14 protein-coding genes and 1 pseudogene are annotated in these 22,542 nt (G+C 63.7%); 8 read left to right on the top strand and 7 right to left on the bottom strand.

Annotated elements, in window-relative coordinates; genetic code table 11:
- The first annotated feature begins 281 nt into the window (after window positions 1-281).
- From JQ621_RS33865 to JQ621_RS33880, 4 genes are all read left to right on the top strand, one after another.
- A complete protein-coding gene (locus JQ621_RS33865; protein ID WP_212241420.1) occupies window positions 282-1,820 on the top strand; it encodes a caspase family protein in 1,539 nt (512 codons plus the stop codon).
- Between the two features lie 141 nt (window positions 1,821-1,961).
- Window positions 1,962-2,639, top strand: coding sequence for an OmpA family protein (locus JQ621_RS33870; RefSeq protein ID WP_212241421.1), 678 nt, complete (start codon window positions 1,962-1,964; stop codon window positions 2,637-2,639).
- Window positions 2,640-2,780: 141 nt separating this feature from the next.
- Window positions 2,781-3,710: an efflux RND transporter periplasmic adaptor subunit gene (locus tag JQ621_RS33875; protein ID WP_212241422.1), complete on the top strand. Its 930-nt coding sequence runs from the start codon at window positions 2,781-2,783 to the stop codon at window positions 3,708-3,710.
- On the top strand, window positions 3,710-6,853 hold the full coding sequence (locus JQ621_RS33880) for an efflux RND transporter permease subunit (protein ID WP_212241423.1): 3,144 nt from the start codon (window positions 3,710-3,712) through the stop codon (window positions 6,851-6,853). Before JQ621_RS33875 ends, JQ621_RS33880 begins: the two co-directional genes overlap by 1 nt.
- 75 nt (window positions 6,854-6,928) lie before the next feature.
- Here JQ621_RS33880 and JQ621_RS33885 read toward each other — a convergent pair whose 3' ends face one another.
- The gene (locus tag JQ621_RS33885; protein WP_212241424.1) at window positions 6,929-7,603 is read right to left on the bottom strand and encodes a Crp/Fnr family transcriptional regulator; all 675 of its coding nucleotides are present in this window, start codon (window positions 7,601-7,603) and stop codon (window positions 6,929-6,931) included.
- Between the two features lie 235 nt (window positions 7,604-7,838).
- Between JQ621_RS33885 and JQ621_RS33890 the strand changes: the two genes are divergently transcribed.
- The 4 genes and pseudogenes from JQ621_RS33890 to JQ621_RS33905 all read left to right on the top strand — a co-directional run bounded on the left by JQ621_RS33890 (window position 7,839) and on the right by JQ621_RS33905 (window position 14,071).
- The gene (locus JQ621_RS33890; RefSeq protein ID WP_212241425.1) at window positions 7,839-9,926 is read left to right on the top strand and encodes an AsmA family protein; all 2,088 of its coding nucleotides are present in this window, start codon (window positions 7,839-7,841) and stop codon (window positions 9,924-9,926) included.
- A gap of 275 nt (window positions 9,927-10,201) precedes the next feature.
- Window positions 10,202-12,649, top strand: a complete 2,448-nt coding sequence (locus JQ621_RS33895) for an adenylate/guanylate cyclase domain-containing protein (RefSeq protein WP_212241427.1) — start codon at window positions 10,202-10,204, stop codon at window positions 12,647-12,649.
- Window positions 12,650-12,848: 199 nt separating this feature from the next.
- Window positions 12,849-13,022, top strand: a pseudogene (locus tag JQ621_RS33900) (helix-turn-helix transcriptional regulator); the annotation flags it as partial.
- 221 nt (window positions 13,023-13,243) lie between these two features.
- On the top strand, window positions 13,244-14,071 hold the full coding sequence (locus JQ621_RS33905) for a hypothetical protein (protein WP_249125742.1): 828 nt from the start codon (window positions 13,244-13,246) through the stop codon (window positions 14,069-14,071).
- A 31-nt stretch (window positions 14,072-14,102) separates the two neighbouring features.
- Here the strand turns inward: JQ621_RS33905 and JQ621_RS33910 are convergent, their stop codons facing one another.
- From JQ621_RS33910 to JQ621_RS33935, 6 genes are all read right to left on the bottom strand, one after another.
- On the bottom strand, window positions 14,103-14,273 hold the full coding sequence (locus JQ621_RS33910) for an AbrB/MazE/SpoVT family DNA-binding domain-containing protein (protein WP_212241431.1): 171 nt from the start codon (window positions 14,271-14,273) through the stop codon (window positions 14,103-14,105).
- A gap of 50 nt (window positions 14,274-14,323) precedes the next feature.
- Window positions 14,324-15,517 (bottom strand): GIY-YIG nuclease family protein, encoded by a 1,194-nt coding sequence (locus JQ621_RS33915; protein WP_212241433.1) that lies wholly within the window; start codon window positions 15,515-15,517, stop codon window positions 14,324-14,326.
- Window positions 15,510-17,687 carry a DEAD/DEAH box helicase gene (locus tag JQ621_RS33920; RefSeq protein ID WP_249125743.1) on the bottom strand — a complete coding sequence of 726 codons (2,178 nt, stop codon included), beginning with the start codon at window positions 17,685-17,687 and terminating at the stop codon, window positions 15,510-15,512. Before JQ621_RS33920 ends, JQ621_RS33915 begins: the two co-directional genes overlap by 8 nt.
- On the bottom strand, window positions 17,659-17,943 hold the full coding sequence (locus JQ621_RS33925; RefSeq protein WP_212241434.1) for a BrnT family toxin: 285 nt from the start codon (window positions 17,941-17,943) through the stop codon (window positions 17,659-17,661). Before JQ621_RS33925 ends, JQ621_RS33920 begins: the two co-directional genes overlap by 29 nt.
- Window positions 17,944-18,026: 83 nt before the next feature.
- Window positions 18,027-20,756, bottom strand: coding sequence for a class I SAM-dependent DNA methyltransferase (locus tag JQ621_RS33930; RefSeq protein ID WP_212241435.1), 2,730 nt, complete (start codon window positions 20,754-20,756; stop codon window positions 18,027-18,029).
- Window positions 20,757-20,971: 215 nt separating this feature from the next.
- Window positions 20,972-22,246: a Spy/CpxP family protein refolding chaperone gene (locus JQ621_RS33935; RefSeq protein WP_212241436.1), complete on the bottom strand. Its 1,275-nt coding sequence runs from the start codon at window positions 22,244-22,246 to the stop codon at window positions 20,972-20,974.
- Between the last annotated feature and the right edge of the window lie 296 nt (window positions 22,247-22,542).

Consider the following 22,542-nt stretch of genomic DNA (forward strand, 5'->3'; position numbering starts at 1 on the left):
GCGGCGAACCCAGGCTCTCAATGTGAGACCAATCACATTTTCGTCGCGAGTGCCGGCCTAACATGGCTGTCCGAACCCTGATCGAGACGCGTCGAGCGAGACCGTGACCGCCGAACTATTCCCCCCACAACCGGCCTTCGTGTCGCGGTCAATTGTCGCGATAATGCCGAATCTCCAAGCGGTTGACGCCCTCATTCGCCGGTTTGATAATGCCCATTGCGTAAGTTAAGGTCGCCGCGGCGCAAGCTGGACGGCGCCTTTTTGGCTGGACCGCGCTGATTATGAAGATTCGCTTCCTTTTTCTTCTGCCTTTGCTTGTGACGCTTGTTCCGACCGCCCCGTCGCTCGCGGCCGGCGACCGCTTCGCGCTGGTCATCGGCAACGCAAAATATCCTGATGCCGACAGCCCGCTGAAGGAGCCGATCAACGACGCCCGCGACGTCGCCGATGAGCTCAAGCGCGACGGCTTTACGGTCGAGGTTGGCGAAAACCTGACCGGCGACGGCATGCGGCGTGCCTTCGACAAGCTCTACGGCAAGATCAAGCCCGGCTCCGTGGCGCTGGTATTCTACAGCGGATTCGGCATCCAGTCGGCGCGCCAGAGCTACATGATCCCGATCGATGCGCAGATCTGGACCGAGTCCGACGTCCGACGCGACGGTTTCAGCATCGAGGCCATCCTGGGCGAGCTCAACACCCGCGGTGCCGGCGTCAAGATCGCGCTGATCGATGCCTCCAGGCGCAACCCGTTCGAACGCCGGTTCCGCAGTTTCTCGGCCGGCCTGACGCCTGTTATCGCGCCGAACGGCACGCTGGTGATGTATTCGGCGGCCCTGGCGTCGGTGGTTTCGGATGCGGGCGGCGACCACAGCCTGTTCGTGCAGGAATTGCTCAAGGAAATCCGCGTCCCCGACCTCATGGCGGAGGAAACGCTGAACCGCACCAAGATGGGCGTCACCCGCGCCTCGCGCGGTGAGCAGGTGCCGTGGATCTCCTCCTCGCTCGCCGAAGATTTCTCGTTCATCCCGGGCGCGGGCGGGTCACGGCCGTCGATGACGACAGCGCCGCAGCAGCCCCCCGCGCCGCCTGTCGCCAACAACCCACCCCCAGCACCGCCATCACCGCCCGTAGCTGCCAATAATCCGCCGGCGCCGCCCGTACCGCCGTCACCGCCGCCGTCGCCAAAGCCGCAGGTGGACGCCGCGTTGCCTCCGCTGGCACCACCGGTCAAACCGCTTGATACCGTTCCAGTGCCGCCGGTGAAGCCGGCCGACACCGCTCCGGCGCCGAACGCCGATGGCGGCCCGAGTGCCGCGACGCTGGCTGAAGATCCGACCATCAAGAGCCTGACGGCCAAGATCGCCGCCAACCCTGATGACGTGAATGCGCTGTACCGGCGTGGCCAGGTCTATGCCAGCAAGGGGGCCTACAACCTCGCCATCAAGGATTTCGACGACACGCTCCGGATCAATGCGAAGGACGTCGAGGCCCTCAACAATCGCTGCTGGACCCGCACCGTGGTCGGCGACCTCCAGGGCGCGCTGAAGGATTGCAACGAGGCGCTGCGGCTGCGGCCGAATTTCGTCGATGCGCTGGATAGCCGCGGGCTGGTGAACCTCAAATCGGGAGCCGTGAAGAACGCCATCGCCGATTTTGACGCGGCGCTGAGGATCAACCCGCGCCTGACCTCGTCCCTCTACGGCCGCGGCGTGGCCAAGCAGCGCAACGGCTCGGCCCAGGAAGGCTCGCTCGACATCGCCAATGCCAAGGCGATGGATCCGAACATCGTCCAGGAATTCGCAAGTTACGGAGTGCGTTGATATTTTTTTGATTTGAGGCAGGTGGCGGCTCGAACCCCTGACGGCCCGGCCAAGACTAACTGGACGGATGCCAGAGGCCTTGCCGTGGGGCCTGTGACCGGGATTTTGGAACCGCGCGGGCACGCGCAGGAGGGACTGACAATGAGATTGGCTGCAAAGGGACTGACCGCAATCCTCTCCGTCATCACCATCGGCGCTGCACTGTCGCTGACACTGCCGCCCGCCTTCGCCGGCGACGAGGGCAACAGCAACAGCAAGAACGTCACCGAGGACGAGATCGTCCGCGCCCTGGCGCCGGCGCCGAAAAAGCCGCTGACCCGCGGCCTTTCGATCGGCCCGCAGGCGGATCCCGTGCCGAACGTGGCGGAAACCAAGTTGATCCAGTCCGTCCGCGGCCGCGCCACCCGCTCGCTCTCCTCGACCGAGCGCGAGGAGATCGCAACCGCCGCCAAGGACAAGCCGAATATCGATCTCGAAATCACCTTCGACTACAACTCTGCCGATATCAGCACCAAGTCGCTGCCATCAGTGCAGGCACTCGGCCGCGCGCTGACCAGCCCCGACCTCAAGGGCTCGACCTTCGTCGTCGCAGGCCACACCGACGCCGCCGGCGGCGATAGCTACAATCAGGACCTGTCGGAACGCCGCGCGGATTCCATCAAGCGCTATCTCGTCGAGAAATACGGCATTGCAGCAACCGACCTCGTCACGGTCGGTTATGGCAAGAGCAAGCTGAAGGATCCGAGCCAGCCAATGGCGGAAGTGAACCGCCGCGTGCAGGTCGTCAATATGGAAAACAAGACCACCGCATCGAAGTGACCGACGCAATCCGTTGAAGTGACAAGTCCTGATGTGGTGTAAAGTCTTGCTGCCAACGCGCGTCCCGCAGCCCTGCGGGACGCCGCTTCGTTTCAGGGAATCGCTCCCAGCAACCTCGAGCCAGGCCAGGATGATCCGGCGATGAACGTCTCCGAATATCTCAAGCCTGCAGGAACCGTGGCGTTCATCCTGGTGCTCGGCGTCGGCTATTACTGGTTCGAGCATCGGCATCATCCCGAGGCGAAAGAGACGCCGGGCGAAGCGCTCGTCATCGTGGCGAAGTCGACCAATGCCTGCTTCTCGGACCTGGTGCGCGTGACCGGATTCTTCGTGCCGCGGCGCGAGGCCGTGGTCATGCCGGACCAGGAAGGGTCGAAGGTGACCGACCTCTTCGTCACTGAAGGCGCCGTCGTGACCGACAACCAGGAATTGGCGCGCCTCACGGCGCCGCCACAGATCCCCGGCCAGCCGCAACGACCGGGCCCGCAGGGTCCGATCTCGCTGAAGGCGCCGGCGCCGGGTCTGATCACGGAAGTGCGCACCATCGTGGGTGCCCCGGCCTCGCCGCAGGCGGGACCGATGTTCCGCATCGCCGTCAACAACGAGATCGAGCTGGATGCGCAGGTTCCGGCCGTGCACATGCCGAAGCTCAGCCCCGGCGCGACGGTGCGGATCAGCCGCGACGACGCAGCCGATCTGATCGGTCGGGTCCGGCTGGTCGCGCCCGAGATCGACCGCGCCACGCAGCTCGGGCGTGTCCGCATCAGCGTGACCAATAATCCTTCGCTGAAAGTCGGCGTGTTTGCCCGCGCCTCCATCGACGCCAAGCGCAGCTGCGGCGTCGCGGTTCCCAGGACCGCGATCGACCATCTCACCGTGCAGGTGGTCAAAGGCAACGTCATCGAGACACGACGGGTGCGCGTCGGGCTGACGTCCGACAGCCAGACTGAAATCCTTGAAGGGATCGAAGTCGGAGAAATCGTGGTGGCCGACGCCGGCTCTTCGCTGCATGACGGCGACCAGATCAAGACCATGTTCGCCGATGAACTCGATCGCACGCGGGTACGCTAATGGCTCTCAATATTTCGGCATGGTCGATCCGTAATCCGCTGCCGTCGGTGGTCTTTTCGATCATCCTTCTGATCCTCGGCTGGACCTCCTTCACCAAGCTCGCGATCACCCGGCTGCCGTCCGCAGACATTCCCGTGATCTCGGTCGCGGTCTCGCAGTTCGGCGCCGCACCGGCCGAGCTCGAATCCCAGGTCACCAAGACGGTTGAAGACGCCGTGTCAGGCGTCGAAGGCGTCAGGCACATCACCTCGTCGATCACCGACGGCGTGTCGGTCACGACGATCCAGTTCGCGCTGGAGACCAACACCGATCGCGCGCTCAACGACGTCAAGGACGCGGTGACGCGCGTGCGCTCGAACCTGCCGCAGAACGTCACCGAGCCGCTGATCCAGCGCGTCGACGTGATCGGCCTGCCAATCGTCACCTATGCCGCAATCTCGCCCGGCAAGACGCCGGAGCAGCTCTCTTATTTCGTCGACGACGTGGTCAAGCGCGCGCTGCAAGGCGTGCGCGGCGTCGCCCAGGTCGAGCGCATCGGCGGTGTCGAGCGCGAGATCCTGGTCTCGCTCGATCCCGACCGTCTGCAGGCGATGGGACTGACCGCCGTCAATGTCAGCCAGAGCCTGCGCGGCACCAATGTCGACGTCGCCGGCGGCCGCGCCGAAATCGGCAAGAACGACCAGGCGATCCGCACCCTCGCCGGCGCCAAGACGCTCAGCGACCTCGCCGGCACCATGGTGCCCCTGTTCGGCGGCGGCGAGGTCCGTCTCGACGATCTCGGCACCGTGACCGACACCATCGCCGACCGCCGCACCTTCGCCCGCTTCAACGGCGAGCCGGTGGTCGCGCTCGGCATCAAGCGTTCCAAGGGCGCCAGCGACGTGAAAGTCGCCGAGGCCGTGCAGAAGCGCATCGACACGCTCAAGGCCACCTATCCCGATGTCGATCTCAAGCTGATCGACACCTCGGTCGAATACACCAACGGCAATTACGAAGCGGCGATCTCGACCTTGTTCGAGGGCGCCATCCTCGCCGTCGTCATCGTGCTCTTGTTCCTGCGCGACCTGCGCGCCACCATCATTGCGGCGGTCTCGCTGCCGCTGTCGATCTTCCCGGCGTTCTGGGCGATGGACATCCTCGGCTTCTCGCTCAACCTCGTGAGCTTCCTCGCCATCACGCTGTCGACAGGCATTCTGGTCGACGACGCCATCGTCGAGATCGAGAACATCGTGCGGCACATGAACATGGGCAAATCGCCCTATCGTGCCGCGCTCGAAGCCGCCGACGAAATCGGCCTCGCCGTGATCGCGATCTCGCTGACCATCATCGCGATCTTCGCGCCTGCGAGCTTCATGTCGGGCATCGCCGGACAGTTCTTCAAGCAATTCGGCATCACGGTCTCGGTGCAGGTGTTCTTCTCGCTGCTCGCGGCGCGCTTCGTCACGCCGATGCTGGCGGCCTACTTCCTCAAGCATCACTCGCACGAGGAGCCGCCGCCGGGCCGCATCCTGCGGACCTATCACAGCCTCGTGTCGTGGTCGGTGAAGCACTATTTCGTCACCGTGCTGATCGGCTTCGGTATCTTCGCGGCCTCGATCTGGAGCATCACGCTGCTGCCGCAGGGCTTCCTGCCGGCGCAGGACAGCGCCCGTTCGCTGCTGGCCCTCGAACTGCCTCCGGGCACGCAGCTCGCCTATACCGAAAAGGTCACCGAAGACATCGTCGCACGGCTGCGCCAGCGATCCGAAGTGAAGAGCATCTTCGTTGACGGCGGACGCGTGCCGCCGGGCACGCAGGAAGTCCGGCGCGCGGCCCTGATCATCAATTACACGCCCAAGAACGACCGCAGGATCACCCAGCGCGAGCTCGAATTCTCGATCAGCCAGGAGCTGGAGAACGTTCCCGACATCCGTTTCTGGTTCCTGGACGAGAACGGTCTGCGCGCGATCTCGCTGGTCGTAACCGGTGTCGATCCCAACATCGTCAACAACGTCGCGAGCGAGCTTGCGACGCAAATGAAGCGGATTCCGACCATCTCCGACGTGATCTCGGAAACCTCGCTCGAACGTCCCGAGCTGCGTATCGAGCCTCGCGCCGATCTCGCCGCACGGCTCGGCGTCTCGACCGAAAGCCTGTCACAGACCATCCGTGTTGCAACCATCGGCGACGTCGGCCCGGCGCTCGCCAAGTTCGACGTCGGCGACCGCCTGGTGCCGATCCGCGTGCAGTTCGAGGACGCCGCCCGCGGAAATCTCAAGACGCTCGAGCAATTACGCGTACCGCTCGGCGAACACGGCGAGAAAGGCGGCGTGCCGCTCTCGGTCATCGCCGACGTCAAGCTCGACCAGGGACCGACCAGCATCAACCGCTACGACCGCGAGCGTCAGGCTACCGTCGCCGCCGACCTCGTCGGTTCCGCGGCGCTCGGCGATGCCACCAAGAAGATCTACGAACTGCCTGTGATGAAGAGCCTGCCGAAGGGCGTGAAGGTCTCGCCCTCCGGCGACGCCGAAAGCCTCAACGAATTGTCGGACGGCTTTGCCACGGCGATCACGGCCGGCCTGATGATGGTCTATGCGGTGCTGGTGCTGCTGTTCGGCACCTTCCTGCAGCCGATCACCATCCTGTTCTCGCTGCCGCTCTCGATCGGCGGCGCGATCGCAGCGCTGCTCGTCACCGGCAAACAGCTGACGACGCCGGTGTGGATCGGCATCCTGATGCTGATGGGCATCGTCACCAAGAACGCGATCATGCTGGTGGAATTCGCGATCGAATCCATCCATGCCGGCAAGCCGCGCGACGAGGCGATGATCGACGCCGGCATGAAACGCGCCCGCCCGATCGTGATGACCACGATCGCGATGGCCGCAGGCATGATGCCGAGCGCGCTGGCTGTCGGCGCCGGCGGCGAGTTCCGCTCGCCGATGGCGCTCGCGGTGATCGGCGGCCTGATCTTCTCGACCATCCTGTCGCTGGTGTTCGTGCCCGCGATGTTCATGGTGATGGACGATTTCGGCGCCCTGATCTGGCGCTTCGGCAAGCGGCTGATCGTCCACAGCGCGGATGCGGAGACCGACGATCATCCCGAGGCCCCTGAAGCGCTACCGCCGCCGAAGAGCATTGTGCATCCCGCGGCGGAATGAATTCTTCGCCGCATGGTCTGAAGCGAGATGGTCTGCAGCGAGCGGCGCGACATTCCTCGCGGCGATCGGCTGGACCTACTCGTTCCGCGCGATGGCCGTCAGCTTGGTCATGTTCCTGAGCAGGATGCGGCCGCGCTGGAGGTCCAGGATCGCTTCCTTGCGCCAGGCCTGAAGCTGGCGGTTGACGCTCTCGCGGGCGGCGCCGACGAAGACGCCGAGTTGCTCCTGCGAGATGTGAACCTCGGAACCGAAATCGGCGGCAAGCGCGCACAGGCGCCTTGCCAGCCGCACCGGCAGCGGCTGCAGCATCGACTCTTCCATGCGCTCGCTCTGCCACCGGATGCGCTGACAGAGCAGCGCGATGATCTTGATCGCAACCTTCGGCTCGCGCTCGAGAAAGGCGAGGAAGTCCTCGCGTCGCAGCACGAACAATTCGCTGGCCTCGCCGGCGGTTGCGTCAGCGGTGCGGCTCTGGCCGTCCAGCACCGCAACCTCGCCGAACAGGTCGCCCGGGCCCATGAAATTCAGCGTCAGCCGGCTGCCGTCGGAGGCGCCGGTCTCGATCCGGACCTGGCCGCGCCGCACGCCGAACAGGGCGTCGCCCGGGTCGCCCTTCTGGAACAGCACCTCGCCATTCGCCAGATGCTGGGTGTGGCAGAGGGCGGACATCCGCTGGATTTCGTCCGCACCGAGATCGGCGAACATGGCATTCATTTTCAGAATGACCGCAAATTCGGCCTGCTTGCTCATTTCTAAGTCCTTGTGAATCGACTCGACAATTTCCCGGGCAAATCGCTTGGAAGCATGAACGTCAGAATCGCGTAAAACCGCGCCGGGGAAGTGTGTCATAAGTCACATAACTTTGCAGCACCTCCTGACTATTTTTAGCAGCTTGGAGCGGCTTCCCGTCCCGGGATAGACTCAGGCCTAAGGAATAGGCGATCGGCCGGATGCGATGCCGCTCGTCCGTCGTTGGAAAGTCGACATGAAAGCTGTGAAATTCGCCGGCGCGGCGGTGGCCGCGACCATCATCGTGATCGGCCTGCTGCTGGTGATCGGGATTCCCTCGGGCTTCCTGACCGCGACGATTGCCTCGCGCGTCGAGCAGGCCACCGGATACCGCCTGTCGATCAACGGCACCGCCAAGATCAGCCTGTGGCCGACGCTCAACGTCACGCTGAACGACCTCACGCTGACCGATCCCCGGGATCGCAGCGGCATTACGCGTGTGACGATCGACAGCGTGCAGGCCGACATGTCGCTGGCAAACGCGTGGTCGGGTCATCCCGCGATCAGCGAGATCGTCGTCACCCATCCGGTGCTGTACCAGCCGTTGCTGCGTGAGCGTCTGCCCAACACGGACACATCGCCGAAGTCGCTCGCGCCCGACATGAACGGCGCAACCATCGACCGCGTCAAGATCACCAACGGCGAAATCGCATTCTCGCGCGCGCGCGACCGCGTCGAGGGACGCATCAGCGCCATCAATGCGGACGTCGTCGCCGGCCAGGACCGCAAGGTCGGCATCGCCGGTACCGCGCGCATCGGGGAGCACCCGACCAAGTTCGACATCAAGGCGACCGCGCCGGCGCCGCCGATCGAGCGACAGACCATCCCGATGGATTTCGCCATCGACATGCCCGATGTGCTGAAGTCCCAGCTCGCCAGCCATGCCGAGCTGCGGATGAACGGCGCGATCGTGTTGATCAACGGCATCAACGGCACGCTCGGCGACGGCTCGTTCAACGGCTGGGCCTCGGTCGATATCGCCAGCAAGCCGCTGGTGAAACTCGATCTCGACTTCCAGCGGCTCGCGATTCCGCTGGCGAAGTCGCCGGACGGCGCGGCCGGACAGCCCTGGAGCGATGCGCCGATCGACGTGTCCGGGCTCAACTATGTCGACGCGCAGATCAGGGTCTCGGCCAACGAGGCCGTCATCGGCGAGGCCCGCCTTGCGCCGCTGGCGCTCGATGCGAAACTCGCCGGCGGCATCCTGAAGGCGGGCACCGCCAATCTCGGCGCCTATGACGGCCAGGTTTCGGGCGAGGTGATCCTCGACGCGACGACCGGCGCGCCGAGCTTTGCGATGCATTCCGACCTAGTCGGCGTGCGCGCACTGCCGCTGCTGCAAGGCCTTGCCGAGTTCGACCGGATCGATGGCAAGCTGCAGGCCAAGCTCGCGCTGCGCAGCGCCGGCACCAGCCAGCGCGCGCTGATGGCGAACATGCAGGGCACCGCCTTCGTCAATTTCCAGGACGGCGCCATCCGCGGCATCAATGTCGCGCAGATGATCCGCTCGCTGACGTCGGGGACGCTGTCGGGCTGGCAGGACAATCAGAATTTCAGCCAGGAGCAGAACAAGGAGCAGAACACGGATCTGTCGCAGCTCTCGGCCTCGTTCCGCATCGACAAGGGCCAGGCCGTGACGACCGATCTCAATCTGATCGGGCCACTGGTGCGCGTTACCGGCGCCGGCACCATTGCACTCGACACCAAGATGATTGGGTTCCGCGTCGAGCCGAAGCTGGTGATGACAACGCAAGGCCAGGGCCGCACATCCGAGCCAGTCGGCTTCGGCATACCGGTGATGATCACAGGCCCATGGTCGCAGCCGCGGATTTATCCCGACATGGCCGGCGTGCTCGACAATCCGGAGGCCGCCTATGCCAAGCTGCGCGAGATGGGCAAGGGCCTGTTCGGCCCTGACGGTGCCGGGCTCGGCAACATCCTGAACAGTTTTGGTCTCGGCGGCGCCGTGCCCGGCGGCAATACGGCCGGCAACGCCAATCCGCAGATGCAGCAACCGGGGCAAGGACAAGCACAAGGGCAGAACAATCTGCTGGGCGGCCCGCTGGGCGAGGCGATCGGCAATCTGATCCAGCAGGGGCTCTCGAGCGGCGCCGCCGGAAACGGCACCGGCCGGAGCCGCAGCCTGCCAGGCAGCCCGACCGCCCCGACGCCGCAGGCATCGCCCGCCCCGCCGACCCAGGATCAGTCTCCCCAAGCCCCGCCCGAGGCCCAGCAGGACAGCCAGCCGATGAACGACGTGATGCGGCAGCTGTTCAATCGGTGAGGAGCGGACCGTCAGCCGCGACAATTCACCGCCCTAAAGCCCGATGGAGATTTGGATGAATCGTCATCGCGCTTTAGCTTGTTGTTTGCGCATGATCTTTCCGGAAAACCGCTACGCGCTTTTCCGGATCATGCTTTAGCCAGCCAGGACGGCGTCCCGGACCGGTAACCACACTGGTCCCTTCACCCGTCCACAGACCCAAATTGTGGTAGAAGGGCCATGGGGCCCGCGCGGCCCCTTAGCGCCGGCGTCGGTCGCGGCGCGAGAGGATCCGGATGGCAGGAGCGAAAGACAAGACCCGGTTTCTGCGCGAGGGCCTGTTCGCCAAATATGTCGTCTCCCTCGTCGGCCTCGTCGTGTTCGTCCTCGCCGTCAACGGCGCGATGGAGACCTGGATCTCCTATCGCGCCACCAAGACACAGCTGACCGACGGGCTCGAGGACAAGGCGCAAGCAGCCGCCCGGCGGATCGAGCAATCCGCCTCCGAGCTCGAGCGCCAGATCAGCTGGGTGACGACGGCAAGCCGGGACACGCTGGAAAAGCGCCGGGCCGACTACACCCAGCTGCTGCAGCAGGTTTCGGTCATCTCCCAGCTCTACCAGCTCAACGGCGACGGCCGCGAGGTGCTGCGGGTCTCGCGCCAGGCGACCACGACCGGCGGCAACACCGACCTCGCCCGCGACATGCGTTTCACCGAAGCCGTCGCCCGCGGCGTCAGTTATGCGCCGGCCTATTTCTTCGACCGCACCCCCTATATGTCGATCTCGGTGGCGCATTCCGGCTTCAATGCGGGTGTCACCGTGGCCGAGATCGATCTCGGCTTCCTCTCCGACTTCCTCACCGATGCCCAGGTCGGCAAGGCCGCTTTCGCCTATGTCGTCGACGCCCGCGGCCGCGTGCTCGCGACCTCGTCGAGGGGGCCCGATATCGGCACGGATCTGTCGAAGCTGCCGCAGGTCGCCGCGGCGATCGCGCCCGGCCGCGAGAGCGATACGTCGGGCACCGACTTCAACGGCCATGCGGTGCTGACGGCCGCGAGCACGGTGCCGAAGCTCGGCTGGAGCGTGCTGTTCGAGCAGCCGACCACGCAGGCCTTGATGCCGATCCGCGACCAGCTCGTGCGCATCGCGCTCCTGATCGGCATGGGCCTGATGGTCGCGATCCTCGCCGGCACGCTGCTCGCGCGCCGCATGATCATTCCGATCACGGCGCTGCGCGACGGTGCGCGCAAGCTCGGCGAAGGCGACTTCAGCCACCGCATCGACGTACATACGTCGGACGAGCTGGAAGAGCTCGCCGTCCAGTTCAACCGCATGGCCGGCCAGCTGCAGGAGACCTACACGGACCTCGAGACCAAGGTCGAAGCGCGCACCCGCGACCTCGCGCAGTCGATCAACGAACTGAAGGTGCTGGAGGAGGTCGGCCGCGCGGTCGCCTCGTCGCTCGACCTCAACGCGGTGCTGCCGACGATCGCGGCCCGCGCGCTGGAGATCAGCCATGCCGATGCGGTGCTGATCTACGGCTATGACGCCGAACGACACCGCTTCAACCTGGTCGAGGCCGACGGCATCGACAAATCGGCCGAAGGCGCCCATGTCACGATCGACGAAGGCGACAACATCCTGAGCGATGCCGCGAGGCGCGGCGAGCCGATCGCGATTGCTGATCTCGACCACGCCGCGGAGCAGCCGCTGCGCGATGTCGCTGTTGATGCCGGCTTCCACTCCGTGCTGGTGGTGCCGCTGGTCGACCAGCAGGGCACGCTCGGCGCGCTGGTGGTGCTGCGCCGCGCGGGCGGTGCGTTCGAAGGCAGCCTCACCGGCCTGATGCGCACCTTCGCCAACCAGGCGGTGCTGGCGATGCGCAATGCGCGCCTGTTCACCGAGGTCGACCACAAGAGCCACGCGCTGGAGACGGCGAACGAGACCGTGCGCGCCCAGGCCGACCAGCTGCGCGAGCAGACCGAGCAGCTGAAGAACTGGAACAAGTCGCTGGAAGAACGCGTCGCGACCCAGCTCGGCGAGATCGAGCGCATCCGCAAGCTCGAGCGCTTCCTGGCGCCCCAGGTGGCCCAGCTGATCGCCTCCTCCGACAGCCCCGAAGGGCTGCTCACCAGCCAGCGCCGCGAGGTCACCGTGGTGTTCTGCGATCTGCGCGGCTTCACCGCGTTCACCGAGGCGACCGAACCGGAAGAGGCCATGAACGTGCTGCGCGAGTATCACGCAGCGCTCGGCCAGCTGATCTTCAAATACGAAGGCACGCTGGACAAATATGCCGGCGACGGCGTGATGATCCTGTTCAACGCGCCGATCCAGTTCGAGGACCACACCAAGCGCGCCGTGAAGATGGCGGTGGAGATGCGCGACACGATCGGCCCGCTGACCGAGCGCTGGCGCAACCGCGGGCATAGCCTGGGGTTCGGCATCGGCATCGCGCTCGGCTATGCGACGCTCGGCCAGGTCGGCTTCGAGCAGCGGCTGGAATATGCCGCGATCGGCAGCGTCACCAACCTCGCCTCCCGCCTGTGCAGCGAGGCCCACGCCAACCAGATCGTGGCCAGCCGCCGCGTCTACGGCATGGTCGAACCATGGGTCGAGGCCCGCGCGCTGGACGATCTCACGCTCAAGGGCTTCAACCACCCGGTGCTGGCGATGGAGATCTTGTCCTGGCGCGAGGAAGTGGACAACGTGGTCGACGCGGCCGCGGCGCGGCGGAGAGGGTGAGCCGCTTTGACGGCGATGAACCTGTAAGAGATTCTTGCAGGTTCACTTTACGACCATCGAAACAGCGCGAAAACAACCCCATGCACAGTAGGAATGGTGTTGAACCGAATGGAAATTTTTGCGCCTATTGCGGATTTTACGAAATTCGCTTTGACACGTCGGGCAAAACACTGGCATGATGGCATCATCGCAACTGCCAAACGAGCTCTGCAACGTCACCGCAGCCACCGCGCTGATTCTCGCCCGCGTGTTCGGCAACAGCCCGGACTTCTGGCTGAACGTGCAGCGGCGAACCGATTTGTGGGAAGCGATGCATTCTGCACGCGACCGCAAGCGCATCGATTGCGCGCGACCGCTGACATCGGCAGCGTGATCCACGACACAGGACAAGAACAACGCCGATCAATATGAACCTTGTGCGACACCTTTAACGTCGCGCGAAAGTTGGCGTTGAGCGCGTCCCAGGTGTCTCAATCATCCGCGAACCACTTCCCTGCTTCTCGCGACTAACCCAGGCCTCAACGACGGGGCTCGAGTTCGAATGGGAGACAGCCTGTGGTATTTGCCTTGCCTTCACGTGCTTATGATTTGCATATGCAGGACCGTTCCGCCGATCGCTCCCGCGATCATGGCTGGGTGTTTGGCCTGCCGCCGGGCATCAGCAGCGAAGAATGGCCGCTCGATCCCGTCACCGGCTATCCGCTGATGCACGGCTTCACGCTTCTGCTGCCTGAGGACTACCGCGTGCATGGCGAGGACATCGTTGCGGTGTCGTTCTTTGCGACCGCGCCCGACCACAATGACGGCGGCGCGTCTGATGATCCTGAAATCCGCGAGGCGGTGGCGGCACGGCCCGCGCATCCGCGGCTCGCGCGCATGACCGACATTCTCGATTACGAATATGCCGCGCTGCTTTTGACCAAGGCCGAATATGACGGCGCATTCGCAACGCCGCCGGCACCGCTCGCGCTTGCGACCGCGGAGCGGCCGCGCTGGCTCCACGTCGGCGGCGCCAGCGCGTTCCACCAATCCGCGCCCGGCTATGCGAAGAAGCTGCTGCCGAGCACGCCGCGCGCCGATCTCGCCGAGAACCGCGCCATCGTGCTGACGGCGCGCGCTGACGATCCCAACGCCGGCAAGGGCCCGCAGGATACGCATGTGAAGCACGGGCCGCCGACCGGGTATCAGCCCTACTACTATTATGTCGACGGTGTCGCGAGCCGCGACAATTTCCGCCTGCACGATTGGTCCAAGGACCATGCGCCCAACCATCTCGGCGGCACCATGCGGCCCTGCCAAGCCGTGCCCGAGATGAGCCCGTTCTACATCGAGTTCGAGGAATATTTCGGCGGCTACAATTTCGGCGGCGGCAACGCGCAGCTGGATTTCAAAGGCATGAAGTTCGATTGGGCATGCGGGTGAGGCTTCCGCGACGACGCCGAGACTTGGCTCATCACATCTCCGTGTCCGGCGTTTCCTTGGTTTCGAGCCCGGCTTCGAGTGCAGGGTCGGCCAAAATTTCGAGTTCGTCACCTTCTTTAAGAGCGAATTGGTCGACTAGCTCTTGAGGAAGCTCGACTGCCAAATCATCGTCCCATTTGAAAACTTTCAACACAGCTGTCACTTGACGTGCTCCTCAAGCGGCAATCTCCGTCGCTTCCAGGCTTACGCGAATTAGCCTCCGCCGGCCCGGACAAGAGCGGCTTTCTTTGGATCGTACGTGTAATCAGTAATCGTGCCGTCCTTGATGCGCTCCACGGCTTCGTCAATGACGAAGAGCGGCACCAGAAACCATTCGCGCGGCACGACGGGATTGCCGAATCGATCGGGAATCTCGATGTCGAGCTGCGCCGCGCCGAAGACGCGGTGAATGAGGTTTTCGAGTTTTGTCCGGTTGACGTTGTAGAGTTCGTAGGTCGCGACGATCTCGACCTCGGCCATGAGGAAGGTCGGGTCGAGCTTTGCATTCGCGACGCGCTGTTTCACGTCGCCGCCGGTCACGCCGATCTTGTGCAGGACATCGCGATGAGCCGCGACGGTGGGATGGTCGGACTTGCTCCGCAGAACGTAGACAATACCGCTCGCCTCGTCCCCCTCCTCGTTGGCGTCGGCAAACAGCGGACCGGCCGAAGGCTCGATGATCCGACGCCCGGCGGGGTCCTGCTGAAGCGCCTTCTGGAGCGAGCGCATGAGCAGATTGCTCTCGGTGCCGTTGTCGAAGATCACGCGAAGGCGGGCGTCGATGTTGCCGTGCTCGTTGCTGAACGGCTCCTCCATCGCCGCGACATAGGTTTTTTGTCCGCCCAGGATATAGAACCGACCTTGCGCAATCTCGGACTTGCGCTCGAACCGCCGTGTCTGCCGCAGTCCCAGGCTGATGTCCTTCTGGACCCGTTCGAACAGCGGCTTGAACTGGTCGAAATCCTCGCACTTTTGGCGATTGGCGATCTCCTCCGCGGCGCGCTTTTCCGCAGCCGAGCGGACATGGCGCAGTTCGCCGATGTCGCCGGCCCCGTTGGCATCGACCCCGAGTTGGGACAGCAGCTGGTCGTCGTCGAGTTCGTCCGAGAACCCCATCGGCGAGGACGATACGTCGAGTAGACCCTGACGGTCGAGCGGCGCGAGCAGGCTGCGGCATTCCTCGAGGTCGCGCAGCCTGTCGAGGCGCACAGCGTAGAGCCGCTCGAAGATGTCGCGATCTTCGCCGTGCTGCGGCGGATGCCCGTGCTGGTCGACGAAGCGCTGGATGTCCTCGAAGCCTGCGATGATCCTTTCCTCGCGCGGCGTACGGCCGGATTGCTTCTTCGTCTCGACCTCGACACCCAGCTCTTCGAGCAGGGCGTCGTCCTCGTCGGTGAAGTCAGCCACGCGCGGCCTCCGCCTTCATGCGGGCGAGGAAGGCGACGCCTTCGGCCATGCGTTTCTCCCAGGCGTCGGCGGCCGTGATCGAGGGCAGCCGGCCGCGTTCTTGCTTGAACTTCAAGGCGCGCTTGGCGAGATCACGGGCTTCATCCATGGTCATGCTGACCCGCTTGGCCGAAATCGCGGCCTGCACTTGCTTCAGGCTCTCCTCGCTCATGGTCTTGGCGAGAATGGCGTAGGCCTCCCCGAACGGATTGATGCTGTCGATCAGATCGATGTCCAGTTCGCGCACGTCCATGGCGTATTTGCGGACACCATCGACGAAGGCGGTGTTCGGGCTGGCCTCGCCCGGACCATCGGCCCCGCCGAGCGCGACCTTCTTGGCCATCTGGGTGAGATTGAGCGCGGCAATGGCGTGCTGGCGCACGGCTTCCTGATCGCCTTCATCCAGCTCGGGGTACCGGTCCTTGATGATCTTGCCGAGCCGAAGCTGGGTCAGTTCGGCTGGCACGACTTCCGGGTCGAACAGCCCGCGCTCGATCGTGGTCTTGTCCTGGACAAACGCGGCGATGACCTCGTTGAGGTCCTGCTGGCAGACGCGCTGGGCTTCCTTGCTCTTCGGCTCGACGAGGCCCTTGATCTCGATCTGGAACTGTCCGGTGCCTTCATTGAAGCCGACATTGCACTTGGCGGGGTCGTAGCCACCCTCGCCGTAATCGTACCCCTCCACTGGCCCGACGGCCGGGTTCTTCGGCTTGAACTCGAAGCGCGGCGCGAGCACTTGCTCCATGAGCAGGCTGGCCGCGATGGCCTTCAACGTGTCATTCACGGCCTCGTTGACGTTCTCCCGCGACGCATCGGGCTCGGCGATCAGGTTTGTGAAGCGGGCGCGGGTCTTGCCCGGGGCGTCGCGCGTGGCGCGGCCGATGATCTGGACGATCTCGGTGAGGCTCGACCGATAGCCAACGGTCAGCGCGTGCTCGCACCAGACCCAGTCGAAACCTTCCTTGGCCATGCCGAGCGCGATGATGATGTCGACATGGTCGCGATTGTTCTTCTGTGCGGGGTCCTTCAGCGCGGCGGAGACGCGATCGCGCTTGGTGGCATCGTCGTCGACGAGATCGGCGATCCTGAGCACACGTCCGCTCGGCGTCTTGACGAGCTGGAAGCCGGTCGTGGGATCGGTCCCCTGCCATTCACCGAGTGAGCCGATGATGTGTTCGACTTCCTTGATCTTGTCTTTGGTACTCTCCCGGGAATTGACGCTGGGGATATGAATGATGGTCCTCTCGGCGGGATCGAGCACCTTGAGAATATCATCGGCATAAGAATCCGAATAAAAGTAATAGCCGATGTCGAGTTCCTTGAGGTGCTCGTAGCCATTGAGCTGCTCATAATAGGTATAGGTGACGGTATCGAACTTCGCTTCGTCCGTCGGCGTCAGCACGGCCTCGGCGTCGCCCCTGAAATAGGAGCCGGTCATCGCGACGATATGCACCTTATCGCGTGCGATGAACTCGCCGAGATGCTGGCCGAGCTTGTTGTCGGGATTGGCGGAAACGTGGTGGAATTCGTCCACCGCGATCAGCCTTCCGTCGAACGCCGCGACGCCGAATTTATCCACGGCGAAACGGAAGGTGGCATGGGTGCAGACCAGCACCTTGTCGGAACTTTCGAGGAAGGCGCCGACGGAATTGACCTTGCCGCCATTGTCCGAACCGGGCGCATCGCAGAGATTCCATTTGGGCACGACGGTCCAGTCGGCCCAAAAGCCGTATGTCGTCAATGGCTCATCATGGAAGCTCGCGCCGATGGATTTCTCCGGCACGACGATGATCGCCTGTTTGATGTCCTGGTTGTGCAGCTTGTCGAGCGCGATGAACATCAGCGCCCGGCTCTTGCCCGACGCCGGCGGCGACTTGATCAGCAGATATTGCTCGCCGCGCCGCTCATAGGCGCGCTCCTGCATCGGCCGCATGCCGAGCGCGTTGGCGCGGGTCGACTGCCCGGTGCGGGCGTAGGTGACGGCGACGCTGGGGACACCGGTCGGCGCCTTCGTCGGCCGCAGCTTCGCAGAGCGAAAGAACGCCTCGTCCGCCTCCGCGATATCGGAGGTGTCGATCGCCTCCTCCGGCAGGGCGGCCAGCTCAGCCAAGCGCTTTTTTGAGATAGACATCGAACTGCTTTCTTTCACTCGCCGTCGCCTTGCGGGCGCTGATGATGCGAATTTTCCCGTTGCGCTCGGTATGGATGACACAGATCACGACCGTACCGCCCAACAGACCAAAGCTCTTATCGCGAACCTCGTCGGTGCTGTGGTCCGGACCGGTCAGCACCGGCCCCTCGAAGATCAGGGCGGCTTCCTCGAAGGACAGTCCGTGCTTGCGCCGGTTCGCACTGTTCTTCTCGGGGTCCCATTCGAACCCTTCCATACACGCCCCCATCTGCAACGTTCATCATATGTTCCAGAATGGCGTGCGTCCAGCCTTCTTTCTCGCAATGATTGCATGAGCGGTCAGGCCACATCCGTCGCCTTCTTCGCGACAGCCTTGGTGTAGAGCTCGAACAGCTTTTCCAGCCGCTCGGTGTCGTTGCGGAAGCGCCGCCCGATATAGATGCGCTCCAGCGTCTCGTCATTGCGCTCATGCGCCGCACGGAGATCGGCCGGCATCTTCTCGGGATCGTAGAGCTCGGCGATGGTCGCAGGGAAATGCGCCTCGCGCGCGAGCAGGATGTCCTCGGCGCAACGGGTCAGGTCGGCCTTCATCTTTTCCGTAAGCTCGGGGAGGGGAAACGTATTATAACAAAGTGCGGTCGAATACCGTAGATCAGTCTTTAACCTCCCGGCAAGCGTTCTCACCCAGGACATATGCAATTGACTTAGCAAGAGAGCCAGATGCCACAACTCAGCATCGTAGAGTGCCTGGGCCGAATCGCCGACAATGCAATCCTTCGAAAGAAGACCAAACGGTATGTATTGACGTCGTTCTGATGAGACGCGAGGTGCAATGATCGAATAATATCTTGCCTGATGAGTGTAACGGAATTGATGCGGGCGCGATGAAATGGCCCGCGCCACCTCTCCACCATTCAGACGGAATTCGCGAACTTTGTCTATTCTGCGTCTAATTTCAGGAACTCCATTTGCCAACAAAATGCTCTCATCATCAATCCAAAGGCAATATCGCTGCTCACCGTTCAAGTAATCTCTCGACCCACAGAGCTTCTTTATAAGCTGCTCGGCCAAAGGGTGTTGCTTCAGCAAGCTTGCTTTTTCGTCGCTCGATAGAATGAGATGCCCTCCATCATATGGGCTATTTCCTGTGATCATGGGCGTGAGCTGCGGGTTGCTCGATAGAGATTGCATAACCACCGTCTCGTTGCCGGCCACCAAATACGGACCGATGGAGTCAACCTCCCTCGCAAGCCCGCTCTCAAAGAGCTTTTTCTTTGTCCCCTCGCGTAGTCTTAGCCCGATTATTGAACAGATGACCGCTGCGTTATGGGTCGCGTTGTTCGACCACTTAAAATCTTTGTGGGCAAAGGAAATCTCGATTCCGAGTTTGAAAATTCGCGGCCAAAGTTGATGAACCTGCGCGCCTTGATTGATTGAGTTGGTCGCAACAAAGGCAATTTCGGCGTCATTGCGTGACGCGTATTCGGCGCCCTTCAATAGCCAACCAGACACGTAGTCCAGCTCACCAATCTGCATCGTAGTCCCAAAAACTGCCGCGAGCTCCGCTTTCTGCGATGGCGATTGGCCCTTACCGCCCAAATAGGGCGGGTTCCCACAAATGTAGGTCTCACCGCCTTCAGACTCGAAATCGATCTGCGCCTGATCGAGCGGCACTTGAAATAAATCATTCGATTTGTGCTTTACGTCCGTGCGGATTGAAGGACAGATGCTGAACCAATCGAGTCGCAACGCATTCCCGCAGGTGATCCAGTTCTCCGCATCGAGTGGCAAGAAATCGCGCAACGCCTCTTTCTGCCCCCGATAGAGCACATCACACTGATACTCCGCGATGATCAACGCCAGCCTCGCGATCTCAGCCGGAAAATCGCGCAACTCGATTCCTCGGAAGTTCGTCAGCGGAATATCCGTCCGCCGCTCCGGCTCGCTACGGCGCTCGTTGATTTCAGCCTCGATCTTGCGCATCTCCTTGTAGGCGATGACGAGAAAATTGCCGGAGCCGCACGCCGGATCGAACACGCGGATGCGCGCCATGCGATTGCGCAGATTGAGCAGCTTGCGTGTGTTGTCGCCCGCCTCCGCGAGGCGCTCGCGCAGCTCGTCGAGAAAAAGCGGATTGAGCACCTTCAGAATGTTCGGCACGCTGGTGTAGTGCATGCCGAGCGCGCCGCGCTCTTCGTCCTCCGCCACGGCCTGGATCATCGAGCCGAAAATGTCGGGGTTGATTAGGCGCCAGTCGAGGCTGCCTATGTGCAGCAGATAGGTGCGCGCGATGCGGCTGAAGCTGGGGACGTCGAGGCTACCGGAGAACAGGCCGCCGTTGACGTAAGGAAAGGCGTCGGCCCAGCGCGGCATGTTCTCGGCAGCGCGCTCGCTGGTCTTGACGTTCATGGCGCGGAAGATGGCGCCGATCACCTCATGGGCGTTGGTGGCGTCGCTCATCTGCGTGACCGTCGCCGTGAACAGGTCGTTGCCGTTGAAGATGTCGGTGCTCTCGGCGAAGAAGCAGAAGATCAGACGCGCCATGAAATGGTTCATGTCGTGGCGGCGCTCGGAGGTGCCCCAATCCGGATTGGTCCTGAGCAGTTCGACATAAAGCCGGTTGAGCCGGCCGGTGGCGCGGATGTCGAAGGCATTCTCGCGGATCTGCTTGACGGTGGTGATGCCTGCGAGCGGCAGGAAGAAACCGAAATGGTTGGGAAACTGGGGATAAGGACAAGCGACGGTCTCGCCACTGGCGAGGTCTTCGGCCTCGAACATCACCCCGTCGGTGGCGAGTACGAACTTGGTCTTGGCCCGCGCGGTCGCGGGGCTCGCCTTGAGCGCGGCAAGCGTCGCCGTAACCTCGCCCGGCGGGGCCACCTTGATGTGGATATTGCCGGTCTGGAGAACGCCGCCGAGGTCGGACTTGTTGGTCTCGCCCTTGCGCAGACGCTTGAGGGTGGTTTCCTTGTTGCCGAAGGCTTGCAGAAAGGCGAAAGGAAATTCAGCGGCGTCGAACGGTTGTTCGGCCAGCGTGGAGATGGCCTCTTCGATTTCAACGGCGTTCATAAGTCCAGGAGCCCAGCGTCAGGTTCGAGGGTAGGAGTGCCTCAGAAGGACCGCTGTGGCAACCGGTGCGTTGGTCTCGCACCGTCCTCGCCTACCTCTCCCCCGCCTTCCCCCACAAGGGGGGCGCCACAATCCGACGAACCACTCGATTCATACCCGTCTCTGGAATACTGGATCGCCCGGTCAAGCCGGGCGATGACGAGAGAGCGTACCCCTCACATCCCCCGCTTCGGCCCGATCGCCTCGAACGCTGCCTTCTGCGCGTCGCCGAGATCGAACTCGAAATCGTCGAGCGCGTCAGTGACGCCGCCGACCGCTTGCAGCATTGTCTGAAGGCGCGTCTTCACGGCGGCGAGGCGGGCCTGCGGGGTTGCGGCCGCATCCTTCATCGCGCACGGGCTCAACGTCTCCATGGTGCGCAGCGTGGTGTCCTGGAGCACGTCGAGGCGGGCGCGTCCGGTGTCGTCGAGCTTGAGCGTCGCGGCGATGTCGGCGGCGGGCCATTGCTGCTGCACCAGTTGCTCGTACTGGCGCTGGGCCTTTACGTCGTAGCGGGGATCGCTGTCGGCATCGCAGGCTGACGCTGTCTGCGCGTCCTTGTGCTGGGCCGAGGCAAGTGCCGCGCGGCGTTCCATCGCCAGCGACTCCAGCCTTGCTTTCTGGTCCTCATCGAGCAGGTCCGTGAATTTTCCGAGGGCCGGCGCGATCGCGTCCGTGGCCTTGATCATCGCATCCAGCCTTGCCTGCATCGCGCCGAGGCGCTCCGCCGCTGACATCGCGGCCTGCGCCGGGCACGCGGCGCGGATGGTGTCGCGCGCCGCGGTCCAGGCCGCGCCGAGATCGTCGAGCGCAGTGCGCTGCATCTCGTTCGGCTGCACGGCGGCGGCGATGCGGTCGACAGGCAGGCCGCCGGTGTCGCTGCTGTCGCAGACCGCCTCGACCGACGGGACCCGTCGCCCGCGGCGGCCTTGCGGCGCGGTGTAGGCGGCGAGCTCCGGCGCGGCGTAGGGCGCGAAGATCGCGGCATAGATATCGCCATAGCCATAGAGCGAGAGGCTGGTCGTGTCGCCGAAGACGATCGCAGTGGTGAGATCGTCATGCGCGAACGGCCAGAATACCGGACCGATCCAGCCATAGCTGCCGTCGGGATGACGCCACCAGCCCTGCGGACGGCGGCCGCCATGCCAGCCGGACAGCGCGGCCTGCGCCGTCATCGCCGCACGTAGGATATAGGGATTGGCCACCTGGCCGCGCTCGGCGCCACGCGGATCCTGCGACCGCAACGCGGCGTCGCGGGTGCGGCCGCCGCGCACGGCCATGCGGCCGTGACGCAATCGCGCCAGACCAAGGACGTGACCGACGGCGAAACGGGCAACACCGAGCGGCCCGCCGCGTATTCCAAACTGCGCCTGGGCGGCATCAGGCAGCAGCACTGTCAGACACACCAGGACGGCGCCGGCCAGCGCCAGCGGCAATCGTGATCTCGACATGACCACCGAGCCGACCACCTAATAGCCCTCCTCCAGCGCCAGGCACGCATCGCGTCGCAGGACAAAGACGCGCGAGGGAACCAAATGTTCCGCGGAGAGACGGCGAAGGCGTCGCGGAGTGAATGCGTACGATGCGGCGGCATCGGCGCTGGGCTCCCTCTCCCGCTTGCGGGCTACCGGATTCACACATCGCTTCGGTCTTCCCGGTGGCGCATCATCAGGTTGGTGCCGCGTTTCATGGCTTGGAACTCGAGCCAGCCCTGAAGCATGACGACGGGGCCCGGCTTGCCGTAGTA

The organism is Bradyrhizobium manausense, assembly GCF_018129685.1.
GTDB lineage: Bacteria > Pseudomonadota > Alphaproteobacteria > Rhizobiales > Xanthobacteraceae > Bradyrhizobium > Bradyrhizobium manausense_D.